Genomic DNA, 23,069 nt, shown 5'->3' on the forward strand with positions numbered 1-23,069 from the left:
GGCGCGACGGCACCCCGCAAGCGCCGGGCCGCGCGAACACCCCCGCCCCGCACCGACGCCGCGGCACCCCGTACAGCACCGCGCCGCGCAACGAATCGCCGCCACCCCCGCCCCGCACGCAACAAACCCCTCACCGACGCGCAACGGCTCCACCTTGTCCCCCCGAGCCGCCCGCCCGTACCGTCTATCCGACCCCCCGAAACCCCCGCGTACCGGTGAGGAACACGCATGCGCACCGCCCTGCTCCAGAGCTCCGGCCGCCCCGGATCCGTCGCCGAGAACCTCAAGGTCCTCGACGAGGCCGCCGGCCGCGCCGCCGCCGCGGGCGCCGGGCTGCTCGTCACATCGGAGCTGTTCCTCACGGGGTACGCGATCGGCGACGACATCCCCCGGCTCGCCGAGCCCGCCGACGGCGACGCGGCCGACGCGATCGCGGAGACCGCCACCCGGCACGGCCTCGCGATCGCCTACGGCTACCCCGAGCGGGACGGCGAGCGCGTCTTCAACTCCGTACAGCTGATCTCCGCCGACGGCACCCGCCTCGCGAACTACCGCAAGACCCACCTCTACGGCTGCTTCGAGCGGGACCACTTCACCCCGGGGGAGCGGACCGTCGTGCAGGCCGAGCTCGACGGCCTCACCATCGGCCTGATGATCTGCTACGACGTCGAGTTCCCGGAGAACGTGCGCGCCCACGCGCTGGCCGGCACCGACCTCCTCCTGGTGCCCACGGCACAGCTGCACCCGTTCCAGTTCGTCGCCGAGTCCGTCGTACCGGTGCGGGCGTTCGAGAACCAGATGTACATCGCGTACGTCAACCGGGTGGGCCGGGAGGGCGAGTTCGAGTTCGTGGGCCTGTCCACGCTCGCCGCCCCCGACGGAGTCGCCCGCACCAGGGCCGGCCGGACCGAGGAACTCGTCGTCGCCGACGCCGACCCGGTGTTCCTCGCCGCGTCCCGTGAGAACAACCCGTATCTGACCGACCGCCGCCCCGGCCTCTACGGGTCCCTCGTCTGAACCCCTCACCCCCCACCCCCGCTTCACCTGTGCAAGGAGTCCGTACCCCATGACGTCCACCGTGCCCAACGCGATCGAGCACGCCGACGAGCAGCAGCCGCCGATCACCATGTTCGGCCCGGACTTCCCGTACGCGTACGACGACTTCCTCGCCCACCCGGCGGGCCTCGGACAGATACCGGCGACCGAGCACGGCACCGAGGTCGCGGTGATCGGCGGCGGCCTGTCCGGCATCGTCGCCGCGTACGAGCTGATGAAGATGGGCCTGAAGCCGGTCGTGTACGAGGCCGACCGGATCGGCGGGCGACTGCGCACCGTCGGCTTCGACGGGTGCGACGACTCCCTGACCGCCGAGATGGGCGCGATGCGCTTCCCGCCGTCCTCCACGGCGCTCCAGCACTACATCGACCTGGTCGGACTGCACACCCGTCCCTTCCCCAACCCCCTCGCCGAGGCGACGCCGTCCACCGTCGTCGACCTCAAGGGCGAGTCGCACTACGCCGAGACCCTCGACGACCTGCCCCAGGTCTACCGGGACGTCGCCGACGCCTGGGCCAGGTGCCTCGAAGAGGGCGCCGACTTCTCCGACATGAACCGCGCCCTGCGCGAGCGCGACGTCCCGCGCATCCGGGAGATCTGGGCGAAGCTGGTCGAGAAGCTCGACAACCAGACCTTCTACGGCTTCCTCTGCGACTCCGAGGCCTTCAAGTCCTTCCGCCACCGCGAGATCTTCGGCCAGGTCGGCTTCGGCACCGGCGGCTGGGACACCGACTTCCCCAACTCCATCCTGGAGATCCTCCGCGTCGTCTACACCGAGGCCGACGACCACCACCGCGGCATCGTCGGCGGCTCCCAGCAGCTGCCCCTGCGCCTGTGGGAGCGCGAGCCGGAGAAGATCGTCCACTGGCCGTACGGCACCTCGCTGAAGTCCCTGCACCCGGACGGCGAGCCCCGCCCGGCGGTCACCCGGCTCAACCGCACCGCGGGCAACCGGATCACGGTGACGGACGCCGACGGGGACATCCGCACGTACCAGGCGGCGATCTTCACCGCCCAGTCCTGGATGCTGCTCTCGAAGATCGCCTGCGACGACTCGCTCTTCCCGATCGACCACTGGACCGCGATCGAGCGCACCCACTACATGGAGAGCTCCAAGCTCTTCGTGCCGGTGGACCGGCCGTTCTGGCTGGACAAGGACGAGGAGACCGGCCGGGACGTCATGTCGATGACGCTCACCGACCGCATGACGCGCGGCACTTACCTCCTCGATGACGGTCCCGACAAGCCCGCCGTCATCTGCCTCTCCTACACCTGGTGCGACGACAGCCTGAAGTGGCTGCCGCTGTCCGCGAACGAGCGGATGGAGGTCATGCTGAAGTCGCTCGGCGAGATCTACCCCAAGGTCGACATCAGGAAGCACGTCATCGGCAACCCGGTGACCGTCTCCTGGGAGAACGAGCCCTACTTCATGGGCGCGTTCAAGGCCAACCTCCCCGGCCACTACCGCTACCAGCGCCGTCTGTTCACCCACTTCATGCAGGAGGCGCTGCCCGAGGACAAGCGGGGCATCTTCCTCGCCGGTGACGACATCTCCTGGACGGCCGGCTGGGCGGAGGGCGCCGTCCAGACCGCGCTGAACGCGGTCTGGGGCGTCATGCACCACTTCGGCGGCGAGACCGACCCGACCAACCCGGGCCCCGGCGACCTCTACGACGAGATCGCCCCGGTGGAGCTCCCCGAGGACTGAGCCCGCCTCCCCGCCGCCGGGTCAGTCCGGCAGCGGGGTGAGCAGCATGCGGCCGGCGAAGCCCACCGCCGTGTCCAGGCGTTCGGTGAACTCCCCGGCGACGTCCGGCAGTCCGCGCAGCGCCCACAGGGCGCGGGCCGCCGTCCAGGCGGCGTCCCGGGCGCGTTCCAGGCTCCACGCGCCCAGCAGATGGGTCAGCGGGTCGGCGATCCGCAGCAGCTCGGGGCCCGGTGTCAGCTCTTCGCGGATCCGGTCCTCCAGCGAGAGGAGGAGTTCGCCCACCTGGTCGAACTCGTCCTCCAGCTCGACGGGTTCGCAGGCGAGCGTACGGCAGGTGTCCACGACGGCGAGCGCGAGATCGTGGCCGATGTGCGCGTTGATGCCCGCGAGCGCGAACTGCAGCGGACGTACGCCGGGATGCCGGCGGAACTGGAACAGCGGACGCCAGCAGGCCGGTGGTCGCCGCTCCCGCGCCACCGCGTCCACCGCCGCCAGATAGCGCTCCGCGAACCGCACGTCCAGCGCGATCGCCGCCCGCGCGTCCGGGAACCGGCCCGCGTCGATCCGCCGGTCCACGGCCTCCGTGACGGCGAGGTAGACACGGTTGAACACCGCGACCCCGTCCCGCGCGGGCAGGGCCGCGTCGAGGGCGCGCATACGGGAGACGACCCCGTCCACGGCGGTGAGGACTTGTTCGCATCGCACCATGAGCGCAGAGTCGCACCTTTAGGGTGGCGTCAGTGGCGGCGGGCCCGGCGCTTCCCCGGAACGGGGGAACGCGCCCGTCGTGGGGGAGGGGGAGCAGTACTGTGTCAGGCTCGCGTGCCCAGCGCCTGTCCGCGCGGAGGGCCGAGCGACGGCGTGCCGCCCGGCGCGGCGCGATGGTCGCGGCGGCCTCCGTGGTGGTCGCGGTCGGCACCGTCACGGGGATGATGTCGGCGGTCGGCGACGGACGCGGCGCGGACGAGGCACGCCCCGTGGTGACCTCCTCGCCGCGCCTGGAACCGCTGCCCGCCGTGCCGCCGCCCTCACCGTCGGCGTCGGCGACGAAGTCCCCTTCTCCCACGGTCAGTCCCACGAAGAAGGCGAGCCCGAAGGCGTCCGCGTCCCAGGCCGAGAAGAAGCGGCAGACCGCCCCCGTGCCCACCCGCCTCTACCGGTACCCCGAGTCCCGGGTCCTGGACTGGGTGCGGGCCAACCCCGACGACCCGCGCCGCGCGGTCATCGAGTCCCGGATAGCCGACCAGCCGGCGGCCGTGTGGTTCGCGGACTACTCCCCGGAGTCGATCACCTCCCGGGTGCGTGCCGTGGCGTCGGGCGGCGCGGCGCGGGGCCGGACGCCGGTCCTCGTGCCGTACGCGATCCCCGACCGCGACTGCGGCGGGCACTCCGAGGGCGGGGCGCCCGATCTGGCGGCCTACGACGCCTGGATCGACCGGTTCGCCGCCGGACTGGGCGGCGGCGAGGTCATCGTGATCCTGGAACCCGACGCGATCGCCCAGTCCGAGTGCCTCTCCGCCGGGCAGCGCGCCGACCGCTTCGCCTCGCTGGCCCGTGCCGGCCGGGTGCTGAAGGACGCCAACCCCCGGGCGCGGGTCTACTTCGACGCCGGGCACTCCGGCTGGCACGCGCCCGCCGAGCAGGCCGCCCTGCTGCGGCAGGCCGGGGCCGCCTCGGCCGCCTCCTCCGACGGTGTCTTCAGCAACGTCTCCAACTTCCACGCCACAGCCGACGAGGTCGCCTACGACCGTGCCGTGCTCGACGCCCTCGGCGGCCCGCCGGGCCTCGGCGCGGTGATCGACACCAGCCGCAACGGCAACGGCGCCCCGGCGGACGGCGCATGGTGCGACCCCGCGGGCCGCAAGCTCGGCCGGACCCCGACGCTGAGCACCGGGGAGGCCGGCATCGACGCCTACCTGTGGGTGAAGCTGCCGGGGGAGTCAGACGGCTGCAAGGGGACGCCGGGCACCTTCACCCCGTCGTACGCCTACGACTTGGCGCGCTGACCACCCTCGGTGCCGTCGGTGTCGTAGGAGGACGTGCCCTCGTCGAGCAGCGGCTCCTGCGTCTTGAGGTGGGCGGGCGCGAAGGCGCGCAGCGCGTGGTAGCCGGTGATGACGACCAGCGTGCCGAGCGCGATGCCGCTGAGCGAGAAGGTATCGGTGAACTCCATCGAGACGTTGCCGACGCCGATGATGATGCCCGCCGCGGCCGGCACCAGGTTCAGCGGATTGCGCAGGTCCACCTTGGCGTTGATCCAGATCTGCGCGCCGAGCAGGCCGATCATGCCGTACAGGATGACGGTGATCCCGCCGAGGACACCACCCGGGACGGCCGCCACGACCGCGCCGAACTTCGGGCAGAGACCGAACAGCAGGGCGAAGCCGGCGGCGGCCCAGTACGCGGCGGTGGAGTAGACGCGGGTCGCGGCCATCACGCCGATGTTCTCGGAGTAGGTGGTGTTGGGCGGGCCGCCGACCGCGGTGGACAGCATGGAGCCGACACCGTCGGCGGAGATGGCCGTGCCGAGCTTGTCGTCGAGGTTGTCGCCGGTCATCTCGCCGACCGCCTTGACGTGCCCGGCGTTCTCGGCGATCAGCGCGATGACCACCGGAAGGGCGACCAGGATCGCCGACCACTCGAAGGACGGGCCGTGCAGGGTCGGCAGCCCGATCCAGTCGGCCTGGCCCACTCCGGACAGGTCCAGGCGCCAGTGGTCGGTGACCTTGCCGCTCGCGTCCGCCGAGTGGATCCGTCCGAAGACCCGGTCGAGCGCCCAGGACAGGACGTATCCGAAGACCAGCCCGAGGAAGATCGCGATCCGGGACCAGAAGCCGCGCAGGCAGACCACGGCGAGCCCGGTGAACAGCATCACGAACAGGGCGGTCCACTGGTCCTGCGGCCAGTAGGTGGAGGCGGTCACCGGTGCCAGGTTGAAGCCGATCAGCATCACCACCGCGCCGGTCACGATCGGCGGCATCGCGGCGTGGATGATCCGCGCACCGAACCGCCGTACCGCGAGACCCACCAGGAACAGCGCGGCCCCCACCACGAACACCGCGCCGGTGACGGTGGCGCTGGAGCCGCCCTGGGCCCGGATGACCGCGGCGACGCCGACGAAGGAGAGCGAGCAGCCGAGGTAACTCGGCACCCGGCCGCGGGTGGCCAGCAGGAAGACGACGGTCGCGACACCCGACATCATGATCGCCAGGTTGGGGTCCAGGCCCATGAGCACCGGCGCGACGAAGGAGGCACCGAACATCGCCACGACGTGCTGGGCACCCAGACCCGCAGTGCGCGGCCAGGAGAGCCGTTCGTCGGGGCGGACCACCGCGCCGGGGGCCGGGGTGCGTCCGTCGCCGTGCAGTGTCCAGCGGACGCCGAGATCCATGGGCTGTCGCTTTCGTCGTGTGTGCAGCGTGTCCGGACCATTGTGAGGGCTGGGCAGGAGTGCTTCGTACAGGTGGGCGGGCGTGGCCGACCCGGCTGAGCGTCTGCTTAGGATGAGGACGCGCCGCTGTTCGATGTAAACGGCACTCATCCCGTACGTCCCAGGAGTCCCACCCGTGACCGCCGAAGCCCCGCTCGCCCCCGCACTGCTCCACGGCCGGCTGATCCCCGTGACCGTCCACTTCGACGACCTCGACGCGCTGGGGCTGCTGCACAACGCCCGCTACCCGCTGCTCGTCGAGCGGGCGTGGACCGAGCTGTGGCAGGAGAAGGGCGTCCGCTTCGACGGCGACTGGGCGGCGGCCGGCGACGCCTGCAACGCGGTCCGGGAGCTGCGCATCGGCTACGAGGCCCCGGTGACCCGCGCCGGTACGTACGCGGTCCACCTGTGGCTGGAGCGGCTCGGCAGGACCGGACTGACGTACGGCTTCCGCTTCTGCTCGCAGGACGGGGCGGTGACCTACGCGCGGGGCAGCCGGGTGCTGGTGCGGCTGGACGCCACGACCCTGCGCCCGGTGCCCTGGAGCGAGACGTTCAGGGACGGGGCTCGGGAACTGCTGCTTCCGGACGCGTGACCTTCGTACGGTCTCCCGCGCGCAGCACGCCCGCGAGGCCCGCGATGCCGCACGACAACACCGTCACCAGGACGAACGACACCATCAGGCTGGTCGCCTGGGCCAGCAGGCCGATCGCGCTCGGGGCGATCAGGCCCGAGGTGTAGGTGATGGTCGCGACGCCCGCGATGGCCAGGCTCGGGTTGGAGCCGCTGCGCCCTGCGGCGGCGAAGCACAGCGGCACGACCACCGCGATGCCGAGCCCCATCAGCGCGAACCCGCCCATCGCCGTCGCGGGGTGCTCGGCGAACACGATCAGCAGTCCGCCCAGCAGGGCGACGACACCGCTCGCGCGGACCGTGCGCACGGCGCCGTAACGGTCCACCACACGGTCCCCGGCGATCCGGGCGACCGCCATGGTGAGCGTGAAACCGGTGGTGCAGGCCGCCGCGAGACCGGCCGAGGTCTCCAGCTGGTCGCGCAGATAGACCGCCGACCAGTCGAGGCTCGCGCCCTCCGCGAACACCGCGCAGAAGCCGATCGCGCCGATGAGCAGCGCGGAGCGGGGCGGCAGCGCGAACCGCGGCGGCGGCTCCTCGTCCTCGGCGGGCTGCAGATCGAGCACCCAGGTGCAGGCGGTCACGCCCGCCACCGTCAAGGCGGCGGCCGCGAGCGCGTGGTGCAGCCGGGCGTCCGCGCCGAGGTGGGCGGCGAGTGTGCCGGCCGCCGAGCCGATCAGGGCGCCGGCGCTCCACATGCCGTGCAGCCCCGACATGATCGACTTGTCGAGCCGGTTCTCCACCTCCACGCCCAGCGCGTTCATCGCCACGTCGGACATGCCGGCCGTGGCGCCGTAGACGAACAGGGCCAGGCAGAGGGTGAGCAGGTTCGGGGCGATCGACGGCAGGGTCAGCGCGAGCGTCCACAGCGCGATCAGGCCGCGCAGCGCCGTGCGGGCGCCGAAGCGGTGGCTGATGCTGCCCGCGAGCGGCATCGCGAGGGACGCCCCGAGCGCGGGGAAGGCGAGCGCGAGGCCCAACTGCCCGGCGCTCACCCCGGCGTGGTCCTGGATCCAGGGGACGCGGGTGGCGAACGAGCCGGTGACGGCGCCGTGCACGGCGAACACGGCGGCCACGGCGTACCGCGCCCGTCTCACATCGCGCTGCTGATGGACCACTGCGCTCATTGTCCCGCCCCTCCCGGTCGTCGGTTTCCGCACGCGCCGCCGTAAACTATCAGGAACCCTGCCTGAAAGATAAGGGGTATCCGGAGGCGGAGCATGCGCCGACCGACCCCGCCGATCTGGAAGGATCCCGGCATGGCCGCATCCCCGAGCACCGCCAGAGCCATCAACGACCGGCTCGCCCTGCGCCTGCTCCAGCAGGAAGGCCCGCTGACCGCGGGGCAGTTGAAGCAGCTCACCGGGCTGTCCCGGCCGACCGTCGCCGACCTCGTCGAGCGGCTCACCGCCGCCGGGCTCATCGCGGTGGCCGGCGAGGCGGGGGAGCAGCGGCGCGGCCCCAACGCCAAGCTCTACGGCATCGTCGCGGACCGGGCGCACCTGGCCGCGCTGGACGTCCGCACCGAGGGCGTCACCGTGGTCGTGTCGGACCTCGTCGGCGAGGTCCTGGCCGAGGCCGCCCTGCCCATCACCGGGGACGCGGGCACCGGACCGGCGGTCGAGCAGGCGGTCACGCTGGTCGAGCGGACGCTGAAGGAGGCGGGCGCCGACCGGCTGCACACCGTCGGGATCGGGGCCCCCGGGCTGATCGACCCCGCGAGCGGCGAACTGCGCGACTCCACGGGGCTGCCCGAGTGGCACCGGCGCCTGGTCGCCGCACTCCAGGAACGGCTCCCCGAGGCCCGGGTCAGCGTGGAGAACGAGACCAACCTCGCCGCGCTGGCCGAGCAGCGCGACGGCGCGGCCCGCGACCGGGACACCTTCGTCCTGCTGTGGCTGGGCCACGGCACCGGCGCCGCCGTGGTCCTCGACGGCACCCTGCGCAGGGGCGCCTCCGGCGGCACGGGCGAGATCGGCTTCCTCCCGGTCCCGGGCACGAGCGGCCCGCCGTCGGCCACCGACTGCGCGGGCGGCTTCCACTCCCTGGTGGGGGCGGCGGCGGTCGCCCGGCTGGCGGAGGAGTACGGCGTCGTGGCGGAGCCGGGGATCGAGCCGCCGGCGGCGGGCGCGGTACGGACGGCCGTCGCGTCGGCCGGCCCCGCCTCCCCGGAGGCACGCTTCCTCGACACCCTGGCCGACCGGATCACGGTGGGCGTCGCCTCGGTGGTCGCGCTGCTCGACCCCGGCCACGTGGTCCTGGGCGGCGAAGTCGGCCAGGCAGGCGGCGAGACACTCGCCGCGCGGGTACGGGACCGCCTGGCCGCCATGTCCCCCCTGCCCGCCGACGTACGACCCAGTACCCTGGGCGGCGGCGCGGTACTCCGCGGCGCCCTCCTGACGGCCCGCGACCGGGCCCAGGACGAACTGTTCGGCGTGCCCGGACACTGAGGAGGCCCGGCAGCGCCCCGAGGGGACGCGGGACCGTACCGACGTGCGGCTGCCGCCGTGCGGGCACGACAGCGCCCCAAAGGGGCGCGGGGAACTGCGCGACCAGCCACGACGGCGCCGCGGACGATCGACGGCACATCACCGCACTTCCGGCGGAGCGCCCTGCTGCTCGCAGGCTGTGGGGCCCGGGGAGAGCCCTCGCCGAGGGGCGTTCCGGTCGCGTGCCCGCCGTGGTGGGGGGTGGGAGGCGGACCTCCCGCTCACCGGTGGGCGGCGCGGGCTCCGGACCGTTTCGTCAGGTACTCGTCGAACGTGCCCTTGCCGACCGCTCGCTCCGGGGCGAGGTGGCCGCCCGCGCGGAAGGCGTCGTAGGACGCGCCGCGCAGCGGGATCCTCACCACCGCGCGGCGGCGGCCCGTGGCCTTCAGATACGCGCGGGCCAGGGAGTCGAACGTCCGGACCTCCGGGCCGCCCATGTCGTCGACGCGGCCCGCCGGCTCGCCCTGGGCCAGCTCGGCCAGGCGGTCCGCGACCTCCGTGACGTCGACCGGCTGGTCCTTCACCCGGGCCGGCAGCAGCAGGACCGGCAGCCTGGCCATGCCCTGGAGGACCGTGAACACCAGGTCGTGGAACTGGGTGGCGCGCAGCACCGTCCAGCCCAGCCCCGACTCCTCGACCAGCCGCTCCACGGCCAGCTTGGACTTGTAGTAGCCGAACGGCACCCGGTCGACACCGACGATCGAGATGTACACGAGGTGTCCGACCCCGGCCCGCCGGGCCGCCGCGATCAGGTTCCGCGCGGCCTTCTCGTCACCACCGCGCGGTGACGTCGCGCAGTGCACGATCGTGTCCACGCCCGTGACGGCCTCGTCCAGCGCCGGCCCGCCTTCGCGCAGATCGACGGCGTACGGCTGAGCGTGCCGGCTGAGCCCCCGCACCTCGTGTCCGCCCGTCCGCAGCCGCGTGACGACGTGCCGGCCGAGCGTTCCGGTACCGCCGGTCACCAGGATCGTGCTCATGCTGTTCCGTCCCTTCGGACACCCTGCGCTCCCCGTCGGAGCGCCCCGCGTCTGCCGGGACGGATCGACCACCGCCGGATGTGACATCGGTCCGGGACCCGCCCCGTACGGAGTCCAGCTTCTCCGGGTCCGGTACCGGGCGCATCCGCGCGTGGTGAGGCCCGGCGGCGGGCAAGGGCCGTCGTCACCGCCGCCGGGCCGGTCTGTGAGGGTCAGCAGGTTCCCTGGTCCCGCCACACTCCCCATTCGCCGGTGGTGCCGGGCTCCTCGCCCTTCGTCCACCACTGCGCCTTCCAGACGTGGCCCCCGTGGGACACCACGCTGCCCCCGCCGTACGAGGCCGAGGCGTCCCAGGCCGGGTCCGCGCAGTCGCCGGGCGGCGTCGTGGGCGGGTCGGTCGGCGTCGTGCCGCCGCCCGGTTCGACGACGGTCGTCCCGCGCGCCAGGTCCCCGACGAGGGCGTACGCCTTGCCGCCGATCGTCACCGTCCAGTTCGACGGGGTCGACACCGGCAGGTAGTAGTTGAACGACAGGTCGACGGTCGCGCCCGGCGCCAGCGACTGCCACGCCGGCAGCTTCAGCGACACCCGGTGGAAGTCGCCCTTCAGGCCGCCCACGTTGCCGCCCGTGTGGTCGCTGCTGACGACCTTGGTGCCGAAACCGGACTGGTCGGAGGCGTTCCCCGGGGCCGAGGTCGCGTAGTCGAACTGGAACTCCGTGCCGCCCGGCAGCGCGGTCTTCGTGTTGTTCGTGATCCGCAGCTTGGGCGTGATCGGGTAGTTGGAGTCACCCAGCTTGAAGTCCGTGAACTCCACGCCCACGTTCACGGCCTCCGACGGCAGGTCCGCGTTCGACTTCTTCGCGCCGTACGGCGTGGCCGCCTTGAACTTGTCGTACATCAGCGAGGTGAGCGTGTCGCCCGTCTCGTACTGGCCCTCGGCGGCGTTCCAGTCGTAGTCGCCGGCCAGCTCCCAGATCATGGTGCCGCCGATGCCGCGGTCCACCACGTAGTCGGCCTTGGCCCCGACCGACTGCTCGTCCTCGGTGGAGAGGAAGACCTTCTTCTCGGCGTTCCACAGCCAGGGGGCGACCAGCGTCGGGTCGTACTTGCGGGCGTACGTGCCCGTCAGCTCGGTGTCCGCCGGGAAGCCGTAGTCGGTGACGTAGTCGCCGACGATCCCCTTCTCGAGGTTCTTGGCGTGCCACATCGGGTTGGAGCCCGCCGGGGACTCCTTGCCGTTGGTGTCGAGGTCGTGCCAGAGGTTGTCGATGCCGACGGCGCCGTCACCGCACTTGGTCAGGCCGGAGCCCGCCGGGCAGGAGGTGGCGGCGGCCTTGCCCCACAGGCCGTCGGTCCCGCCCTGGACGTTCTTGTGGCCGCGGGTGTAGTACGGCAGGCCGATGTTGATGCGGCCGGCCGGCATGGAGCCGCGGAAGTAGTGGTAGGCCCAGTCGGTGTTGAGGTAGCCGATGCCGCCGTACTGGGCGCTGCCGTAGACGTTGGCGGCGGCCAGCTCGGCGTCCCTGCCGTCGTCGAACAGGGAGGCGTTCGGGCCGACGTACTCGTTCCAGGCGCCGTGCAGGTCGTACGACATGATGTTGACGTAATCCAGGTACTTCTGGACCTGGAAGGTCTCCATGCCGCGCAGCAGATAGCCGGACGAGGGGGCGGCCACGGTGAGCATGTAGTGCCTGCCGTCCGCCGCGCCCGCGCGGTCCAGCTTCTCGCGCAGCGTCTTCATCAGCGCCGCGTAGCCCTTGACCAGCCCGGCCCGGCGGGCGTTGGCGAAGGACCAGTCGAGCGGGTTGCCCGCGTCCTTCATCGTCGTCGGGTACTCGTAGTCGATGTCGACGCCGTTGAAGCCGTACGTCCGGATGAAGTCGACCGCCGAGTCGGCGAAGGTGTCGATGCCGGCCTGGTTGACCGAGCCGTCGGCGTTGGTGGCCATCGAGTAGAAGCCGCCGGAGTCCACGCGGTTTCCGCTGTCGTCGATGTAGCCGCCGGTCTCGGCCCAACCGCCCACCGAGATCAGCGTCTTGACGTCCGGGTGCTGCTTCTTGAACTTGTTGAGCAGGTTGAAGTGGCCCTTGTAGGGAAGCTGCGGGTCCATCTCCGCGCCGGCCACGCCGGGCCATGTCATGCCCGTCGCCGGGTTGGTGGCGGTGTCCGAGCCGACCGAGATCTTGTTGCCCTTGTCGATGTGCGCGAACGCGTAGTTGATGTGGGTGATCTTGTCCCACGGGATGTCGGACGCGAGGTAGGCGGGCTTCCCGTCCTTGCCGGTGCGCCAGCCGGTGAAGTAGCCGATCACCCGGCGCTGGTGGTCGGCGCCCATCTTCTCCCGGCCGGCCGAGTCGTAGACCGAGCAGTACGGGACGTCGACGCCCGGCGTCGAGTACAGCCCGTCGGGACGACAGGACTCCTGGTCGGCGGCGTGCGAGACGGTGGCCGGGAGGGCGGCGAGCAGCAGGCCGGCGACGGCGGCGGCGGAGGCGAGCAGCGCGGGTCTCGCTCCGGGGCGTGAGGGGGACGGCACAGTGGGTTCCTCTCCAGGGAAGTTGGCTCGGACCCTAAGAGGACTAGACCAAAGCGTCAATAGGTATGGACCAATTTGGCGAGCCGTCAAGGAAGCTCCCCGGCGGGGGAGTTGCCTCCCGCGCGACCCTCGGCAGTCCTCGCGTCACCTTCTGTGAGCCACTCCACACCCCTCGCCCGCATGGAGTGCGGCCGGCCGTGGCACACTGGCCCTGTACCAGTAGCAGCGCACTCCGGGGTCGGTGAAAGTCCGAACCGGCGGTTACAGTCCGCGACCCGGTCGCCTCCAGCGACCGGTTGACCAGGTGAAATTCCTGGACCGACGGTTAAAGTCCGGATGGGAGGCAGTGCGCGGCGGGCGGGCATCCATGCGCGCCGCCGTACCGGTTCGCCCTCTGGGCGAACTCCGTCCGGCGTCGTCCCTGGTGTCCTCGTCCGCGGTTTCTGTCGTCATCGACAGCCCCGGAGTCCGTGCCCGAAGAGGCAGGAGGACCCGGGAAGTGTTCACCGGAATCGTCGAAGAGCTGGGCGAGATCACCGCCGTCGAGACCCTCGACGACGCCTGTCGCTTCCGGCTGCGCGGCCCCGTCGTCACCGAAGGCGCGCAGCACGGCGACTCCATCGCCGTCAACGGCGTCTGCCTCACGGTCGTCGAGCACGAGGGCGACGAGTTCACCGCCGACGTCATGGCGGAGACCCTGAAGCGCTCCAGCCTCGGCGTCCTCGCCGTCGGCTCCCGCGTCAACCTCGAACGCCCCACGGCCGTCGGCTCCCGCCTCGGCGGTCACATCGTCCAGGGGCACGTCGACGGCACCGGCGAGATCCTCGGGCGCGAGCCGTCGGAGAACTGGGAGATCGTGAAGATCTCCCTCCCCGCCGGCCTCTCCCGCTACGTCGTGGAGAAGGGCTCCATCACCGTCGACGGCATCAGTCTCACCGTCGTCGACGCCGGGCCCGACTTCTTCACCGTCAGCCTGATCCCCACCACCCTCGCCCTGACGACCCTGGGGCTCAAGCAGCCCGGCGACCCGGTCAACCTCGAGGTGGACGTCATCGCCAAGTACGTCGAGCGGATGCTCGGCGACCGCGCCACCGGTGAGGGGGCTCCCCGGTGAACTGGCTCAACTCCGAGGCCTTCACCCTCTTCGACCAGCACATCAAATGGTCGGACATGATCGGCAACGTGGTCGGTCTGATCGCCCTCGCCCTCGGCTGGCGCCGCTCCATCTGGACCTGGCCCGCCCAGTTCGTCTCCGGCCTGATCCTCTTCACGGCCTTCGCCACCGCCCACCTCTCGGGCAGCGCCGGCAAGCAGATCGTCGTCATGCTGGTCGCCGCCTGGGGCTTCTGGCAGTGGAACCGCGGCCGGCAGCAGGCGCAGGACGGCTCCATCGCCGTGCGGTTCGCGACCAACCTCGAACGGATTCTCCTCGTGGGTGCCGCGGCCGTCGGCACCCTCGCCGTCGGCGGGCTGTTCACCCTCTACCCGTCACTGTCCTGGGACCCCTGGCCGGACGCCTACATCTTCGTCGGCACGATCGTCGCCATGTACGCGCAGGCGCGCGGCATGGTCGAGTTCTGGTTCGCCTGGCTGCTCGTCGACCTCGTCGGCGTCCCCCTGAACTTCGCCAACGGCTTCGCCTTCTCCGGATTCGTCTACGTCATCTACGGCGCACTGGTCCTGTGGGGCCTGCGCGACTGGTGGCTGCGCTCCCGCGACGCGCGGCCCGCCCTGGAAGGAGCGCCGGCATGAGTGCGGCACCCATTCTGTACAGCACCGACGGCATCGAGGACCTCACGCTCGACCCGGTCGAGCAGGCCGTCGCCGACATCGCGGCCGGCCGCCCGGTCGTGGTCGTCGACGACGAGAACCGCGAGAACGAGGGCGACCTCGTCATCGCCGCCGAGAAGGTCACCCCCGAGATCGTCGCCTTCATGATGAGCGAGTGCCGCGGCATGATCTGCGCCCCCATGGAGGGCGAGGAACTGGACAGGCTCGGCATCCCGCTGATGGTGGAGAACAACACCGAGTCCATGCGGACCGCGTTCACCGTCACCGTGGACGGCTCGGGCGCCCACGGCGTGACCACCGGCATCTCCGCCGCGGACCGCGCGACCACGCTCCGGCTGCTGGCGAGCGGCACCGCGCAGGCCGACGACTTCGTCCGCCCCGGCCACATCTTCCCGCTGCGCGCCCGCCCCGGCGGCGTACTGGTGCGCGACGGCCACACCGAGGCCGCCGTCGACCTCGCCCGCCTCGCCGGCCTGCGCCCGGCCGGCGCCATCGTCGAGATCGCCGGCGAGGACGGCACCATGCTCCGGCTGCCCGAGCTGATCCCGTTCGCCCGCAAGCACGGCCTGACGATCATCTCCATCGAGGACCTGATCGCCTACCGCCGCTCCGCCGAACCCACCGTCCGCCGCGAGGCCGAGGTCCATCTGCCCACCTCCCACGGCACCTTCACCGCGTACGGCTACCGCTCCACCGTCGACGGCGTCGAACACGTCGCCCTCGTCCACGGCGACATCGGCGACGGCGAGGACGTCCTCGTCCGCCTCCACTCCGAATGTCTCACCGGCGACGTCTTCGGCTCCCGGCGCTGCGACTGCGGCCCCCAGCTCGACGCCTCCCTGGACCGCATCCAGGCCGAGGGCCGCGGAGTCGTGGTCTACCTGCGCGGACACGAGGGACGCGGCATCGGCCTGATGTCCAAGCTGCGCGCCTACGAACTCCAGGAGCGCGGCCGGGACACCCTCGACGCCAACCTCGAACTCGGCCTGCCCGCCGACGCCCGCGACTACGGCGCCGGCGCGCAGATCCTCGCCGACCTCGGCGTCCGCGACGTCCGCCTGATGACCAACAACCCCGACAAGTCCGACGCGCTCGCCCGCCACGGCATCAAGGTCACCGGACGCGAGCCGATGCCCGTCACCGCGAGCGAGCACAACCTCCGCTACCTGCGCACCAAGCGGGACCGGATGGGCCACGACCTGCCCTGGCTGGACACGCCGACCGTGCCCGCCTGCGGCAACCAGTAACGAGAAACACGAGGAGAGACGTGAGCGGCAAGGGTGCACCGGAACTGTCCGTACGCGACGTGGGGGACCTGCGGGTCGCCGTCATCGCCGCGCAGTGGCACGAGAAGGTGATGGACGGACTGGTGGACGGCGCCCTGCGCGCCCTGCACGACCTCGGCATCGACGAGCCGACCCTGCTCCGGGTCCCCGGCAGCTGGGAACTCCCCGTCGTCGCCAAGGTCCTGGCCGGCCGGGGCTACGACGCGGTCGTCGCACTCGGCGTCGTCATCCGGGGCGGCACGCCCCACTTCGACTACGTGTGCCAGGGCGTCACCCAGGGGCTGACCCAGGTCTCGGTCGACACCGGTGTCCCCGTCGGCTTCGGCCTGCTCACCTGTGACGACGAGGAGCAGGCCCTGGACCGCGCCGGACTGCCCGGCTCCAGCGAGGACAAGGGGCACGAGGCGGTCACCGCGGCGGTGGCCACCGCGGCCTGCTTGCGTTCGGTATCCGAACCCTGGCGGTGAGCAGTCCCCGTCACCGCGTAGGGTAAGGACCACCATGTCCAAGAAGACGTTCGAGGAGCTGTTCACCGAGCTCCAGCAGAAGGCCGCCCACGGCGACCCCGCCACCTCCCGCACCGCCGAGCTGGTCGACAAGGGCGTCCATGCCATCGGCAAGAAGGTCGTCGAGGAGGCCGCCGAGGTCTGGATGGCCGCCGAGTACGAGGGCAAGGAGGCGGCCGCCGAGGAGATCTCGCAGCTGCTGTACCACGTCCAGGTGATGATGGTCGCCCGCGGCATCTCCCTCGACGACGTCTACGCCCACCTGTAAACCCTCACGTCCACGACACACCCCCTCACACGAAGGAAGCCGACCTCATGCTGCGCATCGCCGTCCCCAACAAGGGTTCCCTGTCAGGCCCCGCGGGGGAGATGCTGCATGAGGCCGGCTACCGGCAGCGCCGCGAGTCCAAGGAGCTGCGGATCGTCGACCCGGCGAACGAGGTCGAGTTCTTCTACCTCCGCCCGCGCGACATCGCCATCTACGTCGCCTCCGGACAGCTCGACATCGGCATCACCGGCCGCGACCTGCTGATCGACTCCGGCGCCGACGCCGAGGAGATCCTCCCCCTCGGCTTCGCCCGCTCCACCTTCCACTACGCCACCAAGCCGGGCACCATCGGCGGCCTGGCGGACCTGAAGGGCAAGACGATCGCCACCTCCTACGAGGGCATCGTCGCGGGGCACCTCGCCGACAACGGCATCGACGCCTCCGTCGTCCACCTCGACGGCGCCGTCGAGACCGCCATCCAGCTCGGTGTCGCCCAGGTCATCGCGGACGTCGTCGAGACGGGCACCTCGCTGCGCAACGCCGGCCTGGAGGTCGCCGGCGAACCGATCATGAAGTCCGAGGCCGTCGTCATCCTCCCCCGGGCTCGAACACACTCGCCCGGGGGGACCCCCACCACCGGCGCGGACGGCGAGGAGCCCAAGGTGCAGCAGTTCCTGCGCCGCCTCCAGGGCGTCCTGGTCGCCCGGACGTACGTGATGATGGACTACGACTGCCGCGTCGAACAGCTCGAGAAGGCCGTCGCCCTCACCCCGGGCCTGGAGTCCCCCACCGTGTCCCCGCTGCACAACGAGGGCTGGGTCGCCGTCCGCGCGATGGTCCCGTCCAAGGACGCCCAGCGGATCATGGACGACCTGTACGACATCGGCGCCCGCGCCATCCTCACCACGGCCATCCACGCCTGCCGCCTCTGACCGGGCCCGGAGCACCACCATGTCCGACACGACCGCGGGCCGGCTGCCCGACCTGCCCGTCACCTTCCGACCGGGCCGCACCCGCGCGGTGCTGCTCACGGCCGGCGCCGCGCTCTTCGTGGTCATCACCCTGATCGCGCTGCTGCTGGACCAGCTCAGCCCGGGGGAGCGGATCAGCTTCGTGTTCACCGCCGCGCTGCTGGCCGGCGTGCTGTTCCTGCTGGCCCGGCCGAAGGTCGTCGCCGACGAGACGGGCGTCACCGTCGTCAACATCGTGAGCCGGCGCCGCCTGGAATGGGCGGAGATCCTTCAGGTGAACCTCCGTCCCGGTGATCCCTGGGTCTTCCTCGACCTCAGCGACGGCACCAGCCTGCCCGCGCTCGGCATCCAGCCGGGCATCGCCAGACAGCGGGCCGTCGCCGACGCGCGGGCCCTGCGGGCGCTCACCGAAGTCCGCTCCACGGCCGGGCCCGAGGCACCCCGGAGCTGACCCGGGGCCGCCCCTCGGGGACGGTCCGGGGCCCGGCTCCGGGAAGCGTCGGGGACGTCCACCTGCCGCAGTCGCCCATGTCTTGATTAATCTGGTGGGCGGAGGCGCGACGACCGCGCCTCCGCCCCTGCCGCCCCGCCCGGTGCACAGGGGCTCCAGCTATCCGAGGAGTGACCCTCTCCGGCGATGGACGGATCGTCCTGTAGTACCTGCGCCGCCCCCTGCCGACATAGCGCCGACCGGTTCCACGAGGTCCGCGCGCATGCGGAGGCGGCGGCATCATGACCACCTCCTTGCTGCTTCTCGCAGCCGCTTTCCTGCTGATCCTGGCCAACGGATTCTTCGTGGCCGCCGAGTTCGGCCTGGTCACCGTCGAGCGACCGGACGCCGAGGAGGCCGCCGCGGGCGGCGACCGGCGTGCCCGCCGGGTCGTCGAGTCGCTCAGGGAACTCTCCTTCCAGCTCTCCGGCACCCAGCTCGGCATCACCATCACCTCCCTCGTCGTCGGCATGCTGGCGCAGCCGGCGCTCGCCGGACTGCTGCACGGCCCCTTCACCGGCATCGGCATACCCGAGGGCGCGGTCTCCGGTGTCTCCGTCGTCGTCGGCATGCTGCTGGCCTCCGCGGTGCAGATGGTGATCGGCGAACTCGTGCCGAAGAACTGGGCCGTGTCCCGCCCCCTGCAGGTCGCCCGCTTCGTGGCCGGCCCGCAGCACGCGTTCGCCCGGCTCTTCCGCCCGGTCATCGCCGGGCTGAACGCCGTGGCCAACCGCCTGGTGCGGGCCCTGGGCATCGAGCCCACCGAGGAACTGGCCTCCGCCCGCACCCCCGGCGAACTCGTCTCCCTGGCCAGGCACTCCGCCCGGGCCGGCGCCCTGGAACAGGACACGGCGGACCTCTTCGTCCGCACCCTGTCCCTCGGCGAACTGACCGCACAGCACGTCATGACACCGCGCGTGAAGGTCAGCGCCCTGCAGTCCTCGGCGACCGCCGAGGACGTGGTCAACCTGACCCGGGCCACCGGCCTGTCCCGCTTCCCCGTCTACCGGGAGCGGATCGACGAGATCGTCGGCATGGTGCACCTCAAGGACGCCCTCGCGGTGTCCGTGCACGACCGGCTGCGCACCCCCGTGGGCCGCATCGCCCGACCGGCGCTGCTGATCCCCGAGACCCTGCCCGTACGGCCGCTGCTCACGCGGCTGCGCAGCGAGCAGCCCATCGCGGTCGTCGTCGACGAGTACGGCGGCACGGCCGGCGTCGTCACGCTGGAGGACATCGTCGAGGAGATCGTCGGCGAGGTGCGCGACGAACACGACGGACAGGACGTCCCCGAACTCGCCCCCGCCCCGCCCGAGGACGGCAACCCCGCCTGGGACGTCGACGGCGGCGTCCGGGTCGACATCCTGCGGCGCATAGGCCTGGAGGTGCCCGAGGGCCCGTACGAGACGGTGGCCGGCCTGGTCGCCGATCTGCTCGGCCGGATCCCGGCCGTCGGCGACCGCGCGGAACTGCCCGGCTGGCGGCTGTCGGTACGCAGGGTCGGCCACTACCGCGCCGAACGCGTCCGCCTGGTCAGAACGGCCCCGCTGCCGCTGGTGGAGGTGGCCGGATGAGCGTGCTGCAACTCCTCTTCGCCGCGCTGCTCGTGCTCGCCAACGGATTCTTCGTCGGCGCCGAGTTCGCGCTGGTCTCGGTCCGCCGCAGCCAGATCGAACCGCTCGGCACGGCCCGCGCCCGCCAGGTGCTGTACGGCCTGGAACACCTGCCGCAGATGATGGCGGCGGCCCAGTTCGGCATCACCGTCTGCTCGCTGACCCTGGGCGCGGTCGCCGAACCGACGGTCGCCCGTCTGCTGGAGCCGGTCTTCGAGTGGATGCACCTGCCGCACGGCATGATCCACCCGCTCGGCTATGTCATCGCGCTCGCCGCGGTGGTCTTCTTCCACCTCGTCATCGGCGAGATGGTCCCGAAGAACCTGGCGATGGCGGCCCCCGAGAAGGCCGCGCTGTGGCTGAGCCCCGGCCTGGTCTGGTTCGCCCGGCTGTGCAAGCCGGTCACGATCGCGCTCGGCGCCTGCGCCCAGGCCGTCCTGCGGCTCTTCCGCGTCGAGCCGAAGGACGAGGTCGAGGCCGTCTTCACCAGCGAACAGCTCAACCGGCTGGTGGAGGACTCCGGCCAGGCGGGTCTCCTCGACCCCGAGGAGGCCGAGCGCCTGGAGGACGCGCTGGAACTGGGCTCCCGCCCGGTGACGGACGTCCTGCTGGACCGCGAGTCGCTGGTGACGGTCACGCCCGCGGTCACCCCGGGACAGATCGTGGAACTCACCGCCCGCACCGGGTACTCGCGCTTCCCGGTGGCCGCGGACGGCGGCGCCTTCATAGGCTATCTGCACGTCAAGGACGTACTGGACCTGGAGGACTCCGACCGCGCCGTCCCGCAGCACCTGTGGCGCCCGATGACGACCCTCCGCCCCGAGCTCCCCCTGGACGACGCCCTCACGGTGATGCGCCGCGCAGCGACCCACCTGGCCCAGGTCTCCGACCCCTCCGGCAAGGTCCTGGGCCTGGTGGCCCTGGAAGACGTCCTGGAACTCCTGGTGGGCGAGGTCCGCGACCCGGCCCACCGAGAGGTGACGGTCACCCCCCAGAGAGCAAGCGGAACCCCGGAGGAGGCCCTGGCGACGTAACTGCGGGCAGCGCTGCCGCCTCGACCGCGGGGCAGCGATGCCGCCCCCCAACTGCGGGCAATCGTGCCTCCCCCAGTGCCTTAAGGGTCTGGGAGGTGCCCCCAGGGCGGCACGGGTGGGCGCAGCGGCACCCCCTCCAGCGGGGCGAGCGGACACCACCACCCGGCGCCGTCCCACCCACCGGGGCCTCACGACCCCGGTGGGTCCGCCGGCCCCCGCCCCGACAGAACCTCCCCATACGCCTGCATGAGATCCGGCAACCGCAACGTAGCCAGATCGTCCCGAGTCAACGCCCCGGGATACACCGACAACCGCAAATCCCGATACGCACAGCTCTTCTCATACAGCGTCCGCAGGAACCGTCCGTTCCCCAGCTCGTCGATCCACCCCTGATCCACCACATGCCCGGCGATCGACCGCAGCTCGTCCAACGCCTCCTCGTCCCACACATCCCCGTTCTCCCCCGCCAGCACCTCCCCGATCGAGGTCAGCTCCAGCGGCCGGTACGAGGGAAAATCCACCCGCGAGGTGAACCGGGACGACAGCCCGGGATTCGCGGCGAGCAGCCGGTCCATCCCCTCCGGATACCCGGCAAGGATCACCACCAGATGATCCCGGTTGTCCTCCGCCCGCTTCAGCAGCACCTGCAGCGCCTCGTCCCCGTACGCGTCCCCCTTGCCGTACCCGGAGTTGGACAGCGAGTACGCCTCGTCCACGAACAGCACCCCGCCCAGCGCGGAGTCGATCAGCTCATTGGCCTTCACCGCGGTCTGCCCCAGGTACTCACCGACCAGATCCGCCCGCTGGGCCTCCACCAGATGGTCACCACCGAGCAGCCCGAGGGCGTAGAACACACGGCCGAGGATGCGGGCCACCGTGGTCTTCCCCGTCCCGGACGGCCCGGAGAAGACGAAGTGGCGTTTCGGCGGCTGCACCGGCAGCCCCTGCCCGGCCCGCAGCCGCGCCATGTTCAGCTGCGCCGACAACGCCTTGACCTGCCGCTTCACCGGCTCCAGGCCCACCATGCGCTCCAGTTCGGCGAGCGCCTCCTCCAGTAACGCGGGGTCCGTGGGCCCGGTGGGCAGCGGTGACGCCCCGGAGCCCGTCCGCTCCCGCACGCCCGGAGCGGTGACCGGGGGCAGCGGGCCCGGTACGGGCTCGGGCTCGGACAGCCGCAGGTCACGCCCCTCGGTGCCGAACAGCGGGTCGAGCATGTCGGGGCCGTCCATGGCGTCCTGCCCGGCCCCGGTGAGCGTGATCGCGGCGAGGTCGGCGGAGTCGTCGTACCCGTCGCCCTCGGCGATCGCGGCGAGTCGGGCGGAGGTGTCCATGAAGGCCGGATCGACCCGGTGCACGGCCCGGTACAGGGGGAGCGCGGCGGCGCTGCGCCCGGTCCCCTCGTGGGCGCGGGCCAGCCAGTAGCGCAGCTCCTTGCGCTGCGGCTGTTCGCTGCGGCACCGCATCAGCGCCGCCGAAAGGAGCGGTTCGGCCTGCCCGTACATCTCCAGCCGCACCCGCGCCATGCCGCCGAACAGGCCGGCCTCGATGCCCAGCAGCGGGTCCTCGACGAGGGAGTCGGTGTGCCGGACCAGCTGCTCCCAGTCCTTGACCAGGTAGGCGCGGCAGGCGTGCAGGAAGCGGACCTGCGGATCGGTGTCCACCGGGGGCAGTCCGGCGAGCGCCCGGTCCAGCTCGGGGACGTGGCGCCCGTCCAGCCAGTGGGAGGCGTGCGCCAGCAGCAGATCGCGGGGGCTCTCCAGCACCGGCTGCACCCACCAGCCCAGCCAGTACCAGGAGTTGAGGGTGCGGCGGTGCCGGGTGCGCTGCTCGCCGAAGCGCTCCCGGTGCCGGAACATCCTGAGCAGCGCGGTCGTCGTGTCGACGCGCAGCGCGTGCAGCCCGAGCCAGCCGTCGGCCATCCCCGGGTCGAGCCGCACCGCGGCCCGGAACTCCTCCTCCGCCTGCGGATAGGCGCCCATCGTGTAGGCGTCCACGCCCCGCAGCCAGGCGAGGTCGGCCGGGGCTTGCGGGCTCTGCGTGCCGAAGTCCATCACGTCCCCCACGAACCGTGCCCCCGTCGGTGTGCCGGCCGGCCCTCGTCCGTCGGCTCCCGTTGGTCGAACCGCTGCGCCGCGGACCGGAGTTGGAAGGTGCGCGAAGCAGCGTCCGTAGGTCGCACCGAGGGCATCGTACCTGCGGCGGCGGTACGTCCGTAGGGTGCCGTACCCGCCGAGGGGCGGGGTGGGAGGGGGAGCGCGGAGCACGCGTGGTGACCCA

At 71.9% G+C, this 23,069-nt stretch carries 20 protein-coding genes and 1 riboswitch; of the genes, 14 read left to right on the plus strand and 6 right to left on the minus strand.

Annotation, left to right across the window (positions count from 1 at the left end):
* Positions 1-228 precede the first annotated feature (228 nt).
* Together AMK33_RS17840 and AMK33_RS17845 are read left to right on the plus strand one after the other, a co-directional pair.
* Complete coding sequence (locus AMK33_RS17840; protein WP_073933808.1) at positions 229-1,017, plus strand: carbon-nitrogen hydrolase family protein; 789 nt, start codon at positions 229-231, stop codon at positions 1,015-1,017.
* 49 nt (positions 1,018-1,066) lie between these two features.
* Positions 1,067-2,764, plus strand: coding sequence for a flavin monoamine oxidase family protein (locus AMK33_RS17845; protein ID WP_073933809.1), 1,698 nt, complete (start codon positions 1,067-1,069; stop codon positions 2,762-2,764).
* A 21-nt stretch (positions 2,765-2,785) separates the two neighbouring features.
* On the opposite strand, the gene AMK33_RS17850 is transcribed toward AMK33_RS17845, so the two are convergent.
* On the minus strand, positions 2,786-3,472 hold the full coding sequence (locus tag AMK33_RS17850) for a DUF5995 family protein (RefSeq protein WP_073933810.1): 687 nt from the start codon (positions 3,470-3,472) through the stop codon (positions 2,786-2,788).
* 173 nt (positions 3,473-3,645) lie between these two features.
* On the opposite strand from AMK33_RS17850, the gene AMK33_RS17855 reads away from it, so the two are divergent.
* Complete coding sequence (locus AMK33_RS17855) at positions 3,646-4,770, plus strand: glycoside hydrolase family 6 protein (protein ID WP_073933811.1); 1,125 nt, start codon at positions 3,646-3,648, stop codon at positions 4,768-4,770.
* Here the strand turns inward: AMK33_RS17855 and AMK33_RS17860 are convergent.
* Positions 4,752-6,155 carry a uracil-xanthine permease family protein gene (locus AMK33_RS17860; protein WP_073933812.1) on the minus strand — a complete coding sequence of 468 codons (1,404 nt, stop codon included), beginning with the start codon at positions 6,153-6,155 and terminating at the stop codon, positions 4,752-4,754. The two genes, AMK33_RS17855 and AMK33_RS17860, sit on opposite strands and share 19 nt — an antisense overlap.
* A gap of 175 nt (positions 6,156-6,330) precedes the next feature.
* Here AMK33_RS17860 and AMK33_RS17865 point away from each other — a divergent pair, with 175 nt between their 5' ends.
* Positions 6,331-6,789 (plus strand): acyl-CoA thioesterase, encoded by a 459-nt coding sequence (locus AMK33_RS17865; protein ID WP_073933813.1) that lies wholly within the window; start codon positions 6,331-6,333, stop codon positions 6,787-6,789.
* On the opposite strand, the gene AMK33_RS17870 is transcribed toward AMK33_RS17865, so the two are convergent.
* Entirely contained in the window at positions 6,749-7,954 is a 1,206-nt protein-coding gene (locus tag AMK33_RS17870; RefSeq protein WP_073933814.1) for an MFS transporter, read from the minus strand. The two genes, AMK33_RS17865 and AMK33_RS17870, sit on opposite strands and share 41 nt — an antisense overlap.
* 132 nt (positions 7,955-8,086) lie before the next feature.
* On the opposite strand from AMK33_RS17870, the gene AMK33_RS17875 reads away from it, so the two are divergent.
* On the plus strand, positions 8,087-9,277 hold the full coding sequence (locus AMK33_RS17875; RefSeq protein ID WP_073933815.1) for an ROK family transcriptional regulator: 1,191 nt from the start codon (positions 8,087-8,089) through the stop codon (positions 9,275-9,277).
* 260 nt (positions 9,278-9,537) lie between these two features.
* Here AMK33_RS17875 and AMK33_RS17880 read toward each other — a convergent pair whose 3' ends face one another.
* Positions 9,538-10,296, minus strand: coding sequence for an SDR family oxidoreductase (locus AMK33_RS17880; RefSeq protein WP_073933816.1), 759 nt, complete (start codon positions 10,294-10,296; stop codon positions 9,538-9,540).
* Positions 10,297-10,508: 212 nt separating this feature from the next.
* A complete protein-coding gene (locus AMK33_RS17885; protein WP_073933817.1) occupies positions 10,509-12,833 on the minus strand; it encodes a chitinase C-terminal domain-containing protein in 2,325 nt (774 codons plus the stop codon).
* Between the two features lie 223 nt (positions 12,834-13,056).
* A riboswitch (FMN riboswitch) is annotated at positions 13,057-13,187 on the plus strand.
* Between the two features lie 145 nt (positions 13,188-13,332).
* Here AMK33_RS17885 and AMK33_RS17890 point away from each other — a divergent pair.
* From AMK33_RS17890 to AMK33_RS17930, 9 genes are all read left to right on the plus strand, one after another.
* Complete coding sequence (locus AMK33_RS17890) at positions 13,333-13,947, plus strand: riboflavin synthase (protein WP_073933818.1); 615 nt, start codon at positions 13,333-13,335, stop codon at positions 13,945-13,947.
* Entirely contained in the window at positions 13,944-14,585 is a 642-nt protein-coding gene (locus AMK33_RS17895) for a nicotinamide mononucleotide transporter family protein (RefSeq protein WP_073933819.1), read from the plus strand. Before AMK33_RS17890 ends, AMK33_RS17895 begins: the two co-directional genes overlap by 4 nt.
* On the plus strand, positions 14,582-15,871 hold the full coding sequence (locus tag AMK33_RS17900; protein ID WP_073933820.1) for a bifunctional 3,4-dihydroxy-2-butanone-4-phosphate synthase/GTP cyclohydrolase II: 1,290 nt from the start codon (positions 14,582-14,584) through the stop codon (positions 15,869-15,871). Before AMK33_RS17895 ends, AMK33_RS17900 begins: the two co-directional genes overlap by 4 nt.
* Positions 15,872-15,891: 20 nt before the next feature.
* Entirely contained in the window at positions 15,892-16,377 is a 486-nt protein-coding gene (gene ribH / locus AMK33_RS17905) for a 6,7-dimethyl-8-ribityllumazine synthase (protein ID WP_030867847.1), read from the plus strand.
* A gap of 34 nt (positions 16,378-16,411) precedes the next feature.
* A complete protein-coding gene (locus AMK33_RS17910) occupies positions 16,412-16,684 on the plus strand; it encodes a phosphoribosyl-ATP diphosphatase (RefSeq protein WP_029383007.1) in 273 nt (90 codons plus the stop codon).
* Positions 16,685-16,731: 47 nt separating this feature from the next.
* Positions 16,732-17,616 (plus strand): ATP phosphoribosyltransferase, encoded by an 885-nt coding sequence (gene hisG / locus AMK33_RS17915; RefSeq protein ID WP_073933821.1) that lies wholly within the window; start codon positions 16,732-16,734, stop codon positions 17,614-17,616.
* Positions 17,617-17,635: 19 nt separating this feature from the next.
* On the plus strand, positions 17,636-18,106 hold the full coding sequence (locus tag AMK33_RS17920) for a PH domain-containing protein (RefSeq protein WP_073933822.1): 471 nt from the start codon (positions 17,636-17,638) through the stop codon (positions 18,104-18,106).
* Between the two features lie 281 nt (positions 18,107-18,387).
* Complete coding sequence (locus AMK33_RS17925; RefSeq protein WP_073933823.1) at positions 18,388-19,719, plus strand: hemolysin family protein; 1,332 nt, start codon at positions 18,388-18,390, stop codon at positions 19,717-19,719.
* Positions 19,716-20,792, plus strand: a complete 1,077-nt coding sequence (locus AMK33_RS17930) for a hemolysin family protein (protein WP_073933824.1) — start codon at positions 19,716-19,718, stop codon at positions 20,790-20,792. The genes AMK33_RS17925 and AMK33_RS17930 overlap by 4 nt, the downstream gene beginning before the upstream one ends.
* Before the next feature lie 188 nt (positions 20,793-20,980).
* Here the strand turns inward: AMK33_RS17930 and AMK33_RS17935 are convergent, their stop codons facing one another.
* Entirely contained in the window at positions 20,981-22,843 is a 1,863-nt protein-coding gene (locus AMK33_RS17935) for an AAA family ATPase (RefSeq protein ID WP_073933886.1), read from the minus strand.
* Between the last annotated feature and the right edge of the window lie 226 nt (positions 22,844-23,069).

Origin of the sequence: Streptomyces sp. CB02400 (assembly GCF_001905725.1) — a bacterium.
GTDB classification, from domain to species: Bacteria; Actinomycetota; Actinomycetes; order Streptomycetales; family Streptomycetaceae; genus Streptomyces; species Streptomyces atrovirens.